Here is a 14,831-nt window from a genome sequence, read left to right on the forward strand (position 1 = left end):
CGGCGGACTACTTCGGATAGCCGGCGCGCTTCATCTCGCGGGCGGTGCTCTGCTGCGCGGCGGCGAGCGCCTGGTCGCTGCTCATCTGCCCGGTGAGGGCGGCGGAGAACAGCTTGCCGACCTGGGTGCCGATGGCCTGGAACTCGGGGATGGTGACCAACTGGATGCCGACATAGGGCACCGGCTTCAGCGTCGGATGGTTGGGATCGACGCGCTTCAGCGATTCCAGGGTGACCCGCGCGAACGGCGCGGCGGCCAGGTAGGCCTCGCTGTAGGTCGAGGCGCGGGTGCCGGGCGGCACGTTGGCCACGCCTTCCCTGTCCGCCACCAGCTTGCCGTACGCCTGCGAGGTGGCCCAGGTGGCGAAGGCCTTCGCCACGTCCTTGGCGCGCGAGCTGGCGGGAATCGCCAGGGCCCAGGAATACAGCCAGGAGGCGCCCTTGTCGGTGACTTCCCGGGGGGCGAAGGCGAAGCCGGTGGCGTCGGCGACCTTGCTCTGGCTCTTGTCGGTGACGAACGAACCGGCGACGCTGGCGTCCACCCAGATCGCGCACTTGCCGCTGTTGAACAGCGCCAGGTTCTCGTTGAATCCGTTGCTGGAGGCGCCGGGCGGGCCGTACCGCTTGAGGGTGGAGACATAGAAGTCGAGAGCCTTCTTCCATTCGCCGCCGCTGAATTCGGGCTGCCATCGCTCGTCGAACCAGCGTGCGCCGAAGGCGTTGGCCAGGGTGCCGATCAACGCCATGTTCTCGCCCCAGCCGGCCTTGCCGCGCAGGCAGATGCCGTACTGGCCCTGGTCCGGGCGGTTGAGCCTGGCGGCGAATTCGCCGAGCTGGGTCCAGGTCGGTTGCTCGGGCATCCGCAGCCCGGCCTGCTGGAACAGGTCCTTGCGGTAGTAGGTGATCGAGGCTTCGGCGTAGAACGGCAGGGCGTACAGCGTGCCCTTGACGGAGAGACCGTCGCGCACCGAGGGCAACAGGTCGTCCAGGGCGTAGTCGGCGGGCAGCCCGCTCATCGGCTCCAGCCAGCCCTTGGCGCCCCACAGCGCGGCTTCGTACATGCCGATGGTGAGCAGGTCGAACTGTCCGCCCTGGGTGGCGATGTCGGTGGTCAGGCGCTGGCGCAGGACGTTCTCTTCGAGCACCACCCATTTCAGCGCGATGTCCGGGTGGCTTTCCTCGAACACCTTGGACAGGCGTTGCATGCGGATCATGTCGTTGTTGTTGACCGTGGCGATGGTCAGGGTCTCGGCGCCCTGGGCCAGCAGGGGCAGGGCGAGGCAGGCGGCGGCCAGGCAGGCCTTGATCGAGTCGTTCATCGGTGAACTCCTCTTCCGGGCCGGCGGGCGGCGCGGAAGACATTATTGTTTTTGTGTCGCTCGCTGCCGATTACACAGGCGCGTCACGCAACCGACAAAGCCTCGACTGCACTTCGACCGATACTTTTTTGCACCGCCGGGGTGGGGCGCTGGAGGCTCAGAGCAGGTTCTGCTCGGTCAGCCGCTGGGTCACCAGGCGCCGGTAGCCGGTGGGCGTCATGCCCTTGAGCTGCTGGAAGCGCCGGTTGAAATTGGACAGGTTGCTGAAGCCCGACTCGAAGCACACCTCGGTCACCGGCAGCTCGCTGCGGGCCAGCAGCTCGCAGGACTTGCTGATGCGCAGGCGGTTGACGAACTCGACGAAGCCGCGCCCGGCGGCCTGCTTGAAGAAGCGCGAGAAGTAGGTGGGGGTCATGCCCAGGTGGGCGGCGACCTGCTCCTGGGTGAGGTCCTGGGCGTAGTGCTGGAAGATGTAGTCCACCGCCCGGTTGATCCGTTCGACGTTGTGCTCGTCGGCCAGTTGCGAGGAAGTGACGGTAGAGAGCAACTGGTAGTCCTCGCATTCGGCGAGCTGTTCCATGAGGATAAAAAAGTATCCCAGGCGGGTCATGCCGCCGCTGTCGGCGATGCGTTGCAACAGTCGCCGGCTTTCGCCGATCAGCGCCGGGTCGCGGAACTCGATGCCGTAGCGCGCCCGCGCCAGCAGCGGGGCCAGGCGGTTCAGCTCGGAGAATACGCCGCTGCCGTCCTCCAGCACCTCGTCGGTGAAGTTCACCAGCATGTCGCGCCGGGCCACCACCTCGTCGGGCTCAACCTGGCTGATCCAGTTGTGCGGCAGGTTGGGACCGGTGAGGAACAGGGTGTCGGGGGCGAAGTTGCCGATGTAGTCGCCGATGAATACCTTGCCGGAGCTGGCGACGATCAGGTGCAGCTCGTATTCCTTGTGGAAGTGCCAGCGCACCAGCGGGCTGGGGAAGCCGTGCTGGCGGTAGATCAGCGAATGGCCTTCGTGATCGTCCATCAGCTCGTAGGACGGATCGGTGACTTTGCTGGCTCTGGGCATGGGCGCGGGCCGACCGGGGGAACGAAGGCACATCCTAGCCCGAAGCGGCGGGGCTGTGCAGGGGACCACCCGCGAGCCTCGCTCCCATGCGTGGCGCCGGGTGGCCGCAGGGGCGGGTAGCGGGCCGTGGCTCTATCCGCCGCCATCCGCTTCAACGCCGCGCCGTGACCTGCGGCGTGGCGCCGGGAACCGCCAGGTTCACCGCCTTCTCCTCGCGCGGCGTACCTTCGGGCACCCAGTCGTAGGCCACCGGCAGCGCGCGGTAGACCCAGTTGCTCCGGGCGTCGCCGCGCGGCGCCTTGCCGAAGTAGGGGCTGACGTACTCCCAGACGATCTCGCCGCCGGGCGTTACCTGGAAGAAGCGTCCGTTCTGCCCTTCGTCGATCAGCGTATTGCCGTTGGGCAGGCGCCGCGCGCTGCTGATGAAGGCGCTGTAGAAGGCCCAGCCGGGCTGCTGCGAGTCCTCGGCAGTGTATTGCCAGACGATCTGCTTCTTCAGCGGGTCGATTTCCAGTACCCGCGAGCCGGAGACCAGCCCGCGCTGTACCGAGGGGTAACCGGCGTCACCCTGGTTGTCGAACACCAGCAGGTTGCCGGCGCCCGGCAGGCCCTCGGGAATGAGGTGGGCGTCGTGCTGGCCACTGATCTGGTCCACCGGGCGCGGCAGCTTACGGGCGCTCTTCGGGTCGATCGGCGGAAGGTTCGGGCCGAGGCGCCAGACCACCTTGCCGCTGGCCTTGTCGACGATCGCTATGAAGTTGGCGTTGCGTGAGTCGAGCAGCAGGTTGTCCGGGGCGAAGCGCCGGTCGCCGGCAGCGTGCCAGCGGTTCTCGCCGAGCGGGGCGAGGTTGTTGATGTGCAGGTAGTCGGGGTTCTCGCTGGCCCGTACCCGCTTCAACTGGTCGGCGGTGAATCCGAATTCGTCGAGATGCTCCGAAGCGGTCCAGCTCCAGGCCAGCTTGCCCTGCGGCGTGACCTCGTAGATCACGTCATCGATTACCCGGGGCACGGCGAAGCCCTTCACCGCGTGGACCTTGTTCGCCAGCAGCAGGGTGTTGCCGTTGGCCAGCCGGCGCTGGTCGTGGTGCTGATGGGCGGCGCCGCCCGGCGCCTGGTCACCCCAGCGCCAGACCTCCTTGCCATCCCAGTCCAGCTCGCCGAGGGCCTGGTTGGCCAGGCCGTTGCCGGGCGAGGCCAGCTTGTCCGGAGCGGCCAGGTCGGCCAGTTGCAGCAGCACATGGCCGCGCTTGCCGCCGTTCAGGGCCGGGTCGATCACGGCGGCGGGGAAGCCGGGGTAGTCCCAGCGCTTCACCTCGTTGCCGTTCATGTCGATCAGGTGGGTCTTACGGTCTGCGCCGCTGAAGATCACGTACTGGTTGAAGGCCTTCTGCGGGTCGTAGCGGGTCACTCCGGTGGGGTAGACGCTGGGCGCGGCATGGGCGCCGGCGGCGAGCAGCGCGGCGCTGAGCAGGAGCATCGGGAATCTGGGCATGGCGGGTTCCTCGGCGATCGGTTCAGAAGTCGTAGCGGGCGGTCACGCCCAGGGTGCGCGGCGTGCCGAGCACGCCGGCGTAGCCGCCGTTGGCGGAATTCCAGAGGCTGGTGAAGTAGGTCTTGTCGAAAGCGTTCTTCAGCCACAGGGACAGGTCCCACTGGCCGTCCCCGTAGTCGCCGCGCAGGCCGGCGGAGGCGTTGACCAGGGCGTAGCTGGGGATCTGTCCGTATGCGGAGTCGTCGATGGTGCCCACCGCCCTGGAGCGGAACGCGTAGCTGGCGGTGAGGTAGGGCTCCAGGCCATCGTCGAGCTTCCAGCGATACTCGCCATTGAGGTTGGCGATGTACTTCGAGGCACCGACCACCTGGTGCCCGCTGAGGTCGCAGGACGCCGGGGCGCCGGTCTGGAAGGCCACCTCGGGGGCGCACGGGGCGTTCTTGTAGGACAGGTAGCGAACGTCGTTGTAGGACGCATTGAAATTCAGGGTCAGGCCGCGGATCGGCAGGGCCGTCGCTTCGAACTCCAGGCCGCGCGAGCGCACATCGCCGGCATTGGTCAGGTACTGGGTGCGGTTGGCCTCGTCGTAGGCATTGGCCTGGTAGCCGTGGACCACGGTCCAGAACAGGTTGCCGTTGAGGATCAGGCGGTTGTCGAGGAGGGTGGTCTTCAACCCCAGCTCGGCATCGTTGGCGCGCTCGGTGCCAATCAGCAGCGAGTCGGCACCGGCGCTGGGAGCGCTGGCCACGGTCAGGTTGACGCCGCCGGATTTCTCGCCGTGGGACAGCGAGGCGTAGCCCAGAACCTGGTCGCTGAAGCGGTAGCTGAGGCTGAGCAGAGCGGACGGACTGACGCTGTGCAGGCCGATGTCGCCGCTGTCGTAGGCGCCGACCCTGCCGTTGCGCGCGGCCGCCGCCGCGCCGCTCACCGCGGCGCCGCCGAGCGGGGCGTAGCGTTCGACCCAGGCGGACTTTTCCTCGTAGGTGCCGCGCACGCCGGCGGTGAGGTCCAGGCGCTCGGTTAGGTGCCAGGTGCCCTGGGCGAACAGCGCGTAGCTGTCGGTGTCGATGTGCCCGCGACCGCGGGTGCTGACGTCGCTCAGGGCGCCGGCGGGGGTTCCGTTCCAGATGTCTGCCCTGGGCCCGTAGTCGGTGAAGGACTTGTTGTCGAGGTCCTGGCCGAAATAGTAGGCGCCGAGCACGTAGTCGAAGAAGCCGCCGCTGGGCGAAGCCAGGCGGATTTCCTGCGACCACTGCTTGTCGCGCACCGAGACTCCGGCGTTATAGGCCGCCGGTACGTCCAGGCCGTCGTCGTTGCGCGGCGTGAAATCCCACCAGCGGTAGGCGCTGATGGAAGTGAGGGTGAAGTCGTTGGCCAGCTTCCAGTTGGCTTCCACCGAGGTTCCGCCCTGGAACACCGTGACCTGCTGGTCCGAGTCGAAGTTGACCTTGCGCCGATGGCCATCCACCAGCGTCGCGCCGGCCGCGGCGGCGCGCTGTTCGTAGCGGTTCACGCCGTTCACCGTGGGGCCGCTGCTGAACAGGGTAAGGACACCATTGTCGGAGTCTTCCTCGTTGTAGTCGCCGATCCAGCGCAGGCTGAAGTCGTCGTTCGGCTTGAACAGCAACTGCCCGCGGAAGCCCTGGCGTGCGCCGCCGTTGAGGGTGTTGCCGTCGTGGAGGTTCTTCACGTAGCCGTCGTCGCGGGTGCGGTAGGCCGACAGGCGCCCGGCGAGGGTCTCGCCGAGCGGTCCGGAAATCGTGCCCCTGGCCTGGAAGTAGCCGTCCTCGCCGCCGGATATCTCAACGCTGCGCTCCGGAGTGAAGCTCGGCGCACGGGTGCCGATGTTGATCACCCCGGCCGTGGTGTTCTTGCCGAACAGGGTGCCCTGCGGGCCGCGCAAGACCTCCAGCTGCTCGATGTCGAGAAGGTCGAACGAGGCCATGCCGGGGCGGCCGAGGTAGACGTTGTCGAGGTACAGCCCGACGCTGCCTTCCAGGCCGTCGCTGGCCGGGTTGTTGCCGAGGCCGCGGATCGACACGCTGGACTGGCGCGCGTGGACGTAGGCGACGTTGGTGCTCGGCACCAGTTGCTGCAGGTCCTGCACCCGGTAGATGCGCTGGCTCTCCAGGGTTTCGCCGCCGAGCACGCTCATCGCGGTGGGCACATCCTGGGAGTTTTCCACCCGTCGCCGCGAGGTCACCGTGACGGTCTGCAGGGTGGTGGCCGGCTGCGCCTGGCGCGCCTCTTCGGTGCCCGCGGGGGTGTCGTCGGCGCCGGCCAGTTGCGCCCCTCCGGCGCAGGCCAGGCAGATCGACAGGGGCAGCAGGCGACGGCGGAACGGTGCGCTGCGGGACGACGGGATGGAGCGGTACGCGGGTCGGCGATTCATGTGTGGGTCCTGGATGAAGGGGTGACTGCTAATTCCGTATGGTTATTTATTTATGTTTTATATTGCTTTTACGGAATAAGAGATTGCCTTTATAAAAAGCCCACGCCGTCCCCGGCAATTGCATTCGCCCGATATTTTCCATGTAGAAAATGCATATCGATCTCCGCCAGCTCCGCCACTTCATCGCCCTTCACGAGCACCGCAGCTTCGTCGCCGCGGCGCTGGCGGTTAACCTTTCGCAATCGGCCTTCAGCCGCAGCATCCAGGCGCTCGAACACAGCGCTGGCTGCCGCCTGGTGGACCGCGCGGCCAAGGACCTGCGTCCGACCAAGCAGGGCCTGATCGTCCTCGAACATGCGCGCCGGCTGGTCAGCGGCGCGCACAACCTGGCCAACGAGATCGCCCTGTTCAACGGCCTGGAGGCCGGCGAACTGCGCTTCGGCGCCGGGCCGGCTCCCGCCACCTGGCTGGTGCCGCGTGCGGTGGGGCGCTTCAACGTGCGTTATCCGAAGGCGCGGGTGAGTTTCCAGGTCGAACACTGGCAGGCGCTGAACCGCCGCCTGCAGGCCGAGGAGTTCGAGTTCTTCGTCGCCGACACCCGGCATTTCGAGGCCGACCCGCAATACCGGACCTCGCGCCTGCGTCCCCGGCGCTGGCATTTCTGCTGCCGCGAGGGGCATCCACTGGCCGCGCGCGAGAGCGTTTCCGCCGAGGAGTTGCTGAGCTTCCCGCTGGCGACCAACATCAGCCCGCCGAACATCCGCAAGGTGCTGGTGGACCTCAGCGGGCGTCCCGACTTCCGCCCGGCCATCGAGTGCGAGAACGGCCATAGCCTGCTCGGCGTGGTTCTCGCCTCGGATGCCATCGGCATCAGCAGCGGCCTCGGCGACCTGGCGCCGCCGGGACAGGGAGGCCTGCGTCCGCTGCGGGTGCGCGAGCTGCCCGACGACCTCGACGAACTGCATACCCGCTACGGCATCGTCAGCCGCGCCGGCTACAGCCTGTCGCCGCTGGCGGAGGCGATGATCGACGAGCTGAAGCGGGTCGACGACGCCACCTGAATTGCGTCGCACGCATGCCAACTATGTTCCGAATGCGCTTGCCGCCGGACGCGGCGGACCGCGAAATGAAGCGTCGTTTCCTTTTCGCGAGCCGTCATGAGCCAGCCCAAGCCGATCCGCAACGTCCTCTACATCATGTGCGACCAACTGCGTCGCGATTACCTGTCCTGCTACGGCCATCCCTATCTGCACACGCCGAACATCGACCGCCTGGCCGCGGAGGGCGTGCGCTTCGCCCGTGCCTATACCCAGGGCACCATCTGCGGGCCGTCGCGGATGTCCTCGTACACCGGGCGCTACGTCAGCAGCCACCAGGTGGCCTGGAACGCGGTGCCGCTGCCGCTGGAGGAGCTGACCCTGGGCGACTACCTGCGCGCCGCGGGAGTCCGCACCGCGCTGGTCGGCAAGACCCACGCCACGGCCAACCTGGAAGGCATGCGGCGGCTCGGCATCGATCCGGCTAGCGCGCGCGGCGCGGCCCTCGCCGAAGCCGGCTTCGAGCCCTACGACCGCAATGACGGGGTCTACCCGGATGACCCGGCCTTCGCCGACAAGCGCGAAAGCGCGCCCTACACCCACTACCTGCGGCGCCTCGGCTTCACCGGCGACAACCCCTGGCACGACTGGGCCAACTCCGCCGCCGGCGCCGACGGGGAAATCCTCAGCGGCTGGCGGATGCGCCATGCCGGATTGCCGACACGCTTGCCGGAGGCGCACAGCGAGACCGCCTATACCACCCGTCGCGCCATGGATTTCATCGACGAGCAGGGCGAGCGTCCCTGGTGCCTGCACCTGTCCTACATCAAGCCGCACTGGCCCTACATCGCGCCGGCGCCGTACCACGCGCTGTACCGCGCCGACCAGGTGCTCCCGGCGCTACGCGCGGCGCCCGGCGAAGAAAGCGACCACCCGGTGTACCGCGCCTTCCGCGAACATCGCGAGAGCCTCAATTTCTCCCGCGAAGACGTGCGCCGGCAGGTGATACCTACCTACATGGGGCTGATCCGCCAGGTCGACGACCAGCTCGGCCGGCTCTTCCAGCACATGCGCGCCAGCGGGCGCTGGGACGATACCCTGATCGTCTTCACCAGTGACCATGGCGATTTCCTCGGCGACCACGGCCTGGGCGAGAAGGAGTTCCTCCTCGAGTCGGCGGTGGGCGTGCCGTTGCTGATCCGCGATCCGCGCCCCGAGGCGGACGCCACCCGCGGCCGGGTGGAGGAGGCGCTGGTGCAGTCCATCGACGTACTGCCGAGCATCCTCGAAGCCTTCGCCGTCGAGCCCGCCAGCCATCGCATCGAGGGCCGTTCGCTGCTGCCCTTCGTCCATGGCGCGCCGCCGGCGGACTGGCGCCGCTACGCCATCGCCGAGTACGACTACGCCTTCCAGGCGCCGGCGCGGGAGCGCCTGGGCCGACCCATCGATGCCTGCCGCATGTACATGGTGCGCAGCGAGCGCTGGAAGTACATCGCCTACGACGGCTTCCGCGCCCAACTGTTCGACCTTGCCAGCGACCCCGGCGAATTGCGCGACCTCGGCGCCGACCCGGCGCATGCGGCGGTGCGCGAGGCCCATGCCGGGATGCTGTTCGACTGGCTGCGCGGGCTGAAGCGGCGGACTACCATCAGCAACGCGGAGATCGACCTGCGCGGCCAGGCGTTCCGCTACGGCGAGCCGGAAGGCGGGCGCCTGGTACCGATCGGTCTCTGGTGATCAGCGGCTGGCCTTGCGATAGGCCCCCGGCTGCTGTCCGGTGGCCTTGTGGAAGGCACGGGTGAAGGCGGCGGTGGACTGGTAGCCGACCGCCGCCGCGACCTCGGCGACGCTGGCGTCGGCGCGCAGCAGGGCGCAGGCGCGGTGCATGCGCAGGGCCAGCAGGACCTGCCCCGGCGACTGACCGCTGAGTTCGTTGAAGCGCTTGAAGAAGGCCGAGCGCGAGAGTCCGGTGCGTTCGGCCATCTGTTCCAGGCTCCAGGGCTGTTCGGGTGCCTCGATCAGCGCTTCCAGCAGGCCGGCGAACTGCGGCTGGCGTGCCAGTGCCACCAGGCCGCCGAGGGTCGGGTTGTCGAGCACCTGCTGGCGCAACACGTAGAGGAACAGCAGGTGGCTGAGGCGCTCCAGCAGAACCGGCGACGGCGCCGGCTGGCGGCGGCACTCGTCGACGATCAGGGCGAACAGGCGTCGCGCCGCGTCCAGCGCCGGATCGCCGGCGCGCAGGATCAGCCAGTCGGGCAGGGCGTCGACGATCAGCCCGGACAATCCCGAATGGAAGTGGAAGAACCCGCAGACCAGGCCGGCACCGTCCGCCGCGTTCCACTCCAGCGCCTGCATTTCGCCACGCGGCTGGCAGCGCGCTGCCTCGGCGGTGGCCTCGCTGGACAGGCGGAACTCGACGTCGCGCAGGAAGAACAGCGCGTCGCCGCTGTCCAGTCGCCAGCCCCGGGCGCTTCCGGCGACGTGCGCCCAGCAGTGTCCCTGCACCACCAGGTGGAAGCTGGCACGCGCCAGACCGTGGGTGGAGGCATGCCAGCCGCCGCAGTAGCGACCGACATGGAACAGGCTGGTGTCGACTTCGAGGCTGTCTAATAACCAATCGACAAGGGGGTTGGACGAATTCATCTAAGGGAAAGACTCAAGAGCAAGTGATAGCGACTTTAGAATATTGAATGGATTTCTTATTACCAAGAGACTTCTTCGACACCTCAACCACCGGAGTCGAAAGCATGTCACGCGTTCCCGTGCTCACCCTGGAAAACGCCCCCGAGGCGGCGCGTCCGTTCCTCCAGACCGCGCTGAACAACTCGGGTTATATCCCGAATCTGCTCGGCGTGCTGGCCAATGCGCCGGCCGCCCTGGAAACCTACCTCACCGTGTCCGGGCTGAACGCCAAGGCCAGCCTCGGCCTGCCCGAGCGGGAAGTGGTGCAACTGGTGGCGGCCACCACCCATGGCTGCGACTTCTGCGTTGCCGGGCACACCGCGGTGGCGCGCAACAAGGCGCGCCTGCCGGAGCCGGTGATCGAGGCCCTGCGCGCCCGCGGCGAACTGCCCGATGCCCGCTACGAAGCCCTGGCCGACTTCACCCGCGCGGTGATCGCCAGCCGCGGTGCGGTCACCGACGAGCAGTTCGAAGCCTTCCGCGCCGCCGGTTTCGACCAGGCCCAGGCCCTGGAAGTGATCCTCGGGGTGAGCCTGGCGACGCTCTGCAACTTCGCCAACGTGTTCGCCCGCACGCCGCTCAATGCCGAGCTGGAGCAATATCGCTGGACCAACCCGCAGGCCTGAGCCTGCGCTTGCCGGGCGGCATGCCGCGCCGGCGCAAGGAGTGACGACCATGCTTGACCCGACCCTGAGCGACTGGCTCGACCGCCAGGCCGACGCCCTCGACCGCGGCGACGCCGATCCCGCCGCGCTGCTGCCGCGCCTGGCCGCAGCCGGCGTGCTCGGCGTGGCGGTGGAGGAACGCCTCGGCGGCGCCGGCGGCACGCTCGCCGACGCGGTGGAGCGGGTGGCCGCGGTGGCGGCGCGCTCGCTGACCGCGGCGTTCGTCTTCTGGGGCCAGCGCGCCTTCATCGAGTACCTGTTGCAGAGTCCCAACCAGGAACTGCGCCAACGCCTGCTCGGCGACCTGCTGGCCGGCCGCCTGGCCGGCGCCACCGGGCTGTCCAACGCGATGAAGTTCCTTTCCGGGATCGAGGCGCTGCAGGTGGTGGCGCACGCGGAGGAGGCCGGCTGGCGCCTGGACGGTCGCCTGCCGTGGGTGACCAACCTGCGCAGCGGCGATTTCGTGGTGGCGGCGGCGATCGAACACGGGGAGGGCGGCAAGCCCTTCGTCCTGGCGATTCCCGAAGGACTCGCCGGCTTACAGCGCTCGGCGGACCTGCGCCTGCTCGGCCTGCAATGCAGCAACACCGCCGCCCTCGATCTGCGCGCGGTGGCGGTCGGGCGCGACTGGCTGTTGCACGACGACGCCCGGCAGTTCCTGCCACGGGTGCGCCCGGCCTTCCTCGGCCTGCAATGCGGCATGGCCATCGGCCTGGCGCGCCGCGCACTGGACGAAGTGCAGCGGCACCTGGGCGGCAGTCGTTCGCTGCTGGATGGCGAGCTGGCGGCACAGCGCGAAACCCTCGACGGACACGTGGCGGCGCTGCACGCCGGACTGGCCAGCGGCGAGTTCGCCAGCCAGCCGGCACGCCTGTTCCGCATCCGCATCGGGCTCGCCGAAGCCGCCGCCAATGCCGTGCAACTGGAGTTGCAGGCCAGCGGCGGCAAGGCCTACCTGAGCGAGCACGGCGCCGGTTTCGCCCGCCGCTGGCGCGAGTCGGCGTTCGTCCCGATCGTTACGCCGAGCCTGGTGCAACTGCGCGCCGAACTGCAACGCCAGGCCGAGGCCAAGGCATGAGCGAGGCGCTCCTCGACGCTCGCGGGATCGCCCTCGGCTATCCGCGCGGTGCCGGCTGGCAGGCGGTGCTCGGCGATTTCGAATTGCGCCTGGGCGCCGGCGAGGTGGTCTCGATCCTCGGTCCCAGCGGCGTCGGCAAGTCCAGCCTGCTGCGCGTGCTGGCCGGCCTGCAGGAGCCGGCCGCCGGCAGCGTGCGGGTACTCGGCGAGCCCCTGCGCGGACCGCATCCGGGCGTCGCGGTGGCGTTCCAGGACCCCAGCCTGCTGCCCTGGCTGAACCTGGAGAAGAACGTCGCCTTCGGCCTCGATTTCGCCCGCCAGCCGCACCTCGACGCGGCCACCCGCCAGGCCCGCGTCGACCAGGCGATCGCCGCGGTCGGCCTGGAGCACGCCCGTGCCCGCTACCCGGCGCAACTCTCCGGCGGCATGGCCCAGCGCACCGCGCTGGCCCGCTGCCTGGCGCGGCAGCCGAAAGTGCTGCTGCTCGACGAACCTTTCGGCGCGCTGGACGAAGTGACCCGCGCCGACATGCAGCAGCTGCTGCTGCGGGCGATCCACGAGCGCGGCACCGCCGTGGTCCTGATCACCCACGATATCGACGAGGCCCTGCTGCTCTCCGAACGCATCCTGCTACTGGGTGACAGCCCGGCGCGGACCCTCGGCGAGTGGCGCATCGACCTGCCGCAGCCACGCGCGGAGCTGGTCGAGGAACTGGGCGCGTTGCGCATCGAGATCCTGAAAACCCTACGGCGGGCGAGCCGCACCCATGCCCATCCCATCGCTCAGCCGGAGACCTCCCATGTGCCTGGACGACCCGACCCATTCCCGACGTGACATCCTCAAGCTCGCCGCGCTGCTCAGCGCTGCCGGCGCGTTGCCGCTGCTGAGCAGCCTGCAGGCGCGTGCCGCCGCCGAACCCGACGCGCCGGTGCGCATCGGCTACCTGCCGATCACCGACGCCACGCCCTTGCTGGTGGCCCATGCCAACGGCCTGTTCGAGGCCGAGGGCATCCAGGCCGAACGGCCGGTGCTGTTGCGTAGCTGGGCGCAGGTGATCGAGGCGTTCATCTCCGGCCAGGTCAACGTCATCCACTTGCTGTCGCCGATGACCGTCTGGGCCCGCTACGGCAGCAAGGTGCCGGCCAAGGTGGTGGCCTGGAACCACGTCGGCGGCTCGGGGCTCACGGTGGCTCCGGAGATCGCCGACGTGCGCCAGCTCGGCGGCAAGAGCGTGGCGATCCCGTTCTGGTACTCGATCCACAACGTGGTGTTGCAGCAACTGCTGCGCGACAACGGCCTGCGCGCGGTGAGCCGTGCGGTGGGCGCGGCGCTGGCCGCCGACGAGGTCAACCTGGTGGTGCTGCCGCCTTCGGACATGCCACCGGCGCTGGCCAGCAAGCGCATCCACGGCTACATCGTCGCCGAGCCGTTCAACGCCCTGGCGGAGAACCTCAAGGTCGGCCGGGTACAGCGCTTCACCGGCGATGTCTGGCGCAACCACGCCTGCTGCGTGGTGTTCATGCACGAACACGACCTGGAGCGGCGGCCGCAGTGGTCGCAAAAGGTGGTCAACGCCATCGTCAAGGCCCAGCTATGGACTCGCGAGCACCGCGCCGAGGCCGCACAGTTGCTGTCCAAGGCCGGAGCCAACCGCTACACGCCGCACGCACCGGAGGTCCTCGGCCGGGTGCTGGCGCCGGGCGCCGAGGAGCAGCAGGCCTATCTCGCCAGCGGCGCGATCCGCCACGCCGACTGGCAGGAGCGGCGCATCGACTTCCAGCCCTATCCCTATCCGAGCTATACCGAGGAACTGGTGCGGCGGCTGAAGGACACCCTGATCGAAGGCAATAATGCCTTCCTCGCCAGCCTCGATCCGCGCCAGGTGGCCAGTGACCTGGTGGACGACCGCTTCGTCCGCCAGGCCCTGGCAGAGGTCGGCGGGTTGCAGGCGTTCGGCCTCGCCGAGGGCTTCCAGCGCAGCGAGGAGATCAGCCCGTGAGGCAGACGCTGCGCCAGGGCGCGCTAGGCGTCGCCGGGCTGTTGACGCTGTTCGCCCTGTGGTGGCTCGGCGTGGCCCTGTTCGGCGCCGCCGACGGCCTTTCGGCACGCTTCTCGCCGCAGGCGACGTTGCTCAGCCTGGGTGAACTGCTGGAACGCCGCGAACTCTACGAGCACGTGCTGGTGAGCCTGAAACGGGTCCTGCTGGGCTTGTTCCTGGCGCTGCTGGTGGGAGTGCCGCTGGGGCTGCTGGTGGGCGCCTCGCGCAACCTGGAAGCGGCGACCACTCCGGCGTTCCAGTTCCTGCGGATGATCTCGCCGCTGTCGTGGATGCCCATCGCGGTGATGCTGATGGGCGTGGGCGACCAGCCGATCTATTTCCTGCTGGCCTTCGCCGCGCTCTGGCCGATCCTGCTGAATACCGCCGCCGGCGTGCGCCAGCTCGACCCGCGCTGGCTGCAACTGAGCCGCAGCCTCGCCGCCACGCCCTGGGAAACCCTGCGCCGGGTGATCCTGCCGGGCATCCTCGGCCATGTGCTGACCGGCGTGCGCCTGGCCATCGGCATCCTCTGGATCGTCCTGGTGCCCTGCGAGATGCTTGGCGTCAGCGCCGGGCTCGGCTACTACATCCTCGACACCCGCGACCGCCTGGCGTACTCCGAGCTGATGGCGATGGTGCTGCTGATCGGCCTGCTCGGCTACCTGCTCGACGCGGCGGCGCGCGGACTCTACCGGCGCTGGGCGCACGGGGCGCTCGGGTAGGGCGAATAGCCGCTCGCGGCTATCCGCCGGACGGGGTACCGGTGCGCTGGCGGATAGCGCTGGGGCGCTATTCGCCCTACGGGTCAATGGGGATGCTCGGGTAGGGCGAATAGCCGCTCGCGGCTATCCGCCGGACGGGGTACCGGTGCGCTGGCGGATAGCGCTGGGGCGCTATTCGCCCTACGGGTCAATGGGGATGCTCGGGTAGGGCGAATAGCCGCTTGCGGCTATCCGCCGGACGGGGTACCGGTGCGCTGGCGGATAGCGCCAGGGCGCTATTCGCCCTACGGGGTTCGGGGCTCGGGGCTCGGGTGGGGCGGGCGAATGTGTTGATCCACCAACACT

At 68.8% G+C, this 14,831-nt stretch carries 12 protein-coding genes; 7 read left to right on the forward strand and 5 right to left on the reverse strand.

Translation table 11 applies throughout. The annotated features are described in order from the left end of the window. Window positions 1-7: 7 nt before the first annotated feature. The 4 genes from AC1RB9_RS13690 to AC1RB9_RS13705 form a co-directional block, all read right to left on the reverse strand. Window positions 8-1,318 (reverse strand): ABC transporter substrate-binding protein, encoded by a 1,311-nt coding sequence (locus AC1RB9_RS13690; RefSeq protein ID WP_003450914.1) that lies wholly within the window; start codon window positions 1,316-1,318, stop codon window positions 8-10. A gap of 157 nt (window positions 1,319-1,475) precedes the next feature. After that, entirely contained in the window at window positions 1,476-2,381 is a 906-nt protein-coding gene (locus AC1RB9_RS13695; protein ID WP_003089438.1) for an AraC family transcriptional regulator, read from the reverse strand. Window positions 2,382-2,532: 151 nt separating this feature from the next. Further along, window positions 2,533-3,873 carry an aryl-sulfate sulfotransferase gene (locus AC1RB9_RS13700; RefSeq protein WP_003124602.1) on the reverse strand — a complete coding sequence of 447 codons (1,341 nt, stop codon included), beginning with the start codon at window positions 3,871-3,873 and terminating at the stop codon, window positions 2,533-2,535. A 22-nt stretch (window positions 3,874-3,895) separates the two neighbouring features. Next, a complete protein-coding gene (locus AC1RB9_RS13705; protein ID WP_003117849.1) occupies window positions 3,896-6,265 on the reverse strand; it encodes a TonB-dependent receptor in 2,370 nt (789 codons plus the stop codon). A gap of 149 nt (window positions 6,266-6,414) precedes the next feature. Between AC1RB9_RS13705 and AC1RB9_RS13710 the strand changes: the two genes are divergently transcribed. Beyond that, the gene (locus tag AC1RB9_RS13710; protein ID WP_003105356.1) at window positions 6,415-7,326 is read left to right on the forward strand and encodes a LysR family transcriptional regulator; all 912 of its coding nucleotides are present in this window, start codon (window positions 6,415-6,417) and stop codon (window positions 7,324-7,326) included. A 96-nt stretch (window positions 7,327-7,422) separates the two neighbouring features. Continuing rightward, the gene (locus tag AC1RB9_RS13715) at window positions 7,423-9,039 is read left to right on the forward strand and encodes an alkaline phosphatase family protein (protein ID WP_003105354.1); all 1,617 of its coding nucleotides are present in this window, start codon (window positions 7,423-7,425) and stop codon (window positions 9,037-9,039) included. Here AC1RB9_RS13715 and AC1RB9_RS13720 read toward each other — a convergent pair whose 3' ends face one another. Beyond that, window positions 9,040-9,945 carry an AraC family transcriptional regulator gene (locus AC1RB9_RS13720; protein ID WP_003089436.1) on the reverse strand — a complete coding sequence of 302 codons (906 nt, stop codon included), beginning with the start codon at window positions 9,943-9,945 and terminating at the stop codon, window positions 9,040-9,042. Window positions 9,946-10,049: 104 nt separating this feature from the next. Here AC1RB9_RS13720 and AC1RB9_RS13725 point away from each other — a divergent pair, with 104 nt between their 5' ends. The 5 genes from AC1RB9_RS13725 to AC1RB9_RS13745 are packed head-to-tail and all read left to right on the forward strand — an operon-like array spanning window position 10,050 to window position 14,486. Then, window positions 10,050-10,610: a carboxymuconolactone decarboxylase family protein gene (locus AC1RB9_RS13725; protein WP_003089433.1), complete on the forward strand. Its 561-nt coding sequence runs from the start codon at window positions 10,050-10,052 to the stop codon at window positions 10,608-10,610. Between the two features lie 49 nt (window positions 10,611-10,659). After that, window positions 10,660-11,727, forward strand: coding sequence for an acyl-CoA dehydrogenase family protein (locus tag AC1RB9_RS13730; protein WP_003117847.1), 1,068 nt, complete (start codon window positions 10,660-10,662; stop codon window positions 11,725-11,727). Further along, the gene (locus AC1RB9_RS13735; RefSeq protein WP_003450907.1) at window positions 11,724-12,560 is read left to right on the forward strand and encodes an ABC transporter ATP-binding protein; all 837 of its coding nucleotides are present in this window, start codon (window positions 11,724-11,726) and stop codon (window positions 12,558-12,560) included. The genes AC1RB9_RS13730 and AC1RB9_RS13735 overlap by 4 nt, the downstream gene beginning before the upstream one ends. Then, the gene (locus AC1RB9_RS13740) at window positions 12,526-13,725 is read left to right on the forward strand and encodes an ABC transporter substrate-binding protein (RefSeq protein ID WP_003107732.1); all 1,200 of its coding nucleotides are present in this window, start codon (window positions 12,526-12,528) and stop codon (window positions 13,723-13,725) included. The genes AC1RB9_RS13735 and AC1RB9_RS13740 overlap by 35 nt, the downstream gene beginning before the upstream one ends. Beyond that, window positions 13,722-14,486: an ABC transporter permease gene (locus tag AC1RB9_RS13745; RefSeq protein ID WP_003107734.1), complete on the forward strand. Its 765-nt coding sequence runs from the start codon at window positions 13,722-13,724 to the stop codon at window positions 14,484-14,486. Before AC1RB9_RS13740 ends, AC1RB9_RS13745 begins: the two co-directional genes overlap by 4 nt. Window positions 14,487-14,831 lie beyond the last annotated feature (345 nt).

The sequence above is a fragment of the Pseudomonas sp. 20-5 genome (assembly GCF_056782835.1).

Coding starts and splice junctions, on each gene's coding strand:
- AC1RB9_RS13740 (WP_003107732.1), top strand. CDS start 12,526: ATGTGCCTGGACGACCCGACCCATTCCCGACGTGACATCCTCAAGCTC.
- AC1RB9_RS13710 (WP_003105356.1), top strand. CDS start 6,415: ATGCATATCGATCTCCGCCAGCTCCGCCACTTCATCGCCCTTCACGAG.
- AC1RB9_RS13690 (WP_003450914.1), bottom strand. CDS start 1,318: ATGAACGACTCGATCAAGGCCTGCCTGGCCGCCGCCTGCCTCGCCCTG.
- AC1RB9_RS13730 (WP_003117847.1), top strand. CDS start 10,660: ATGCTTGACCCGACCCTGAGCGACTGGCTCGACCGCCAGGCCGACGCC.
- AC1RB9_RS13695 (WP_003089438.1), bottom strand. CDS start 2,381: ATGCCCAGAGCCAGCAAAGTCACCGATCCGTCCTACGAGCTGATGGAC.
- AC1RB9_RS13735 (WP_003450907.1), top strand. CDS start 11,724: ATGAGCGAGGCGCTCCTCGACGCTCGCGGGATCGCCCTCGGCTATCCG.
- AC1RB9_RS13715 (WP_003105354.1), top strand. CDS start 7,423: ATGAGCCAGCCCAAGCCGATCCGCAACGTCCTCTACATCATGTGCGAC.
- AC1RB9_RS13705 (WP_003117849.1), bottom strand. CDS start 6,265: ATGAATCGCCGACCCGCGTACCGCTCCATCCCGTCGTCCCGCAGCGCA.
- AC1RB9_RS13700 (WP_003124602.1), bottom strand. CDS start 3,873: ATGCCCAGATTCCCGATGCTCCTGCTCAGCGCCGCGCTGCTCGCCGCC.
- AC1RB9_RS13720 (WP_003089436.1), bottom strand. CDS start 9,945: ATGAATTCGTCCAACCCCCTTGTCGATTGGTTATTAGACAGCCTCGAA.
- AC1RB9_RS13725 (WP_003089433.1), top strand. CDS start 10,050: ATGTCACGCGTTCCCGTGCTCACCCTGGAAAACGCCCCCGAGGCGGCG.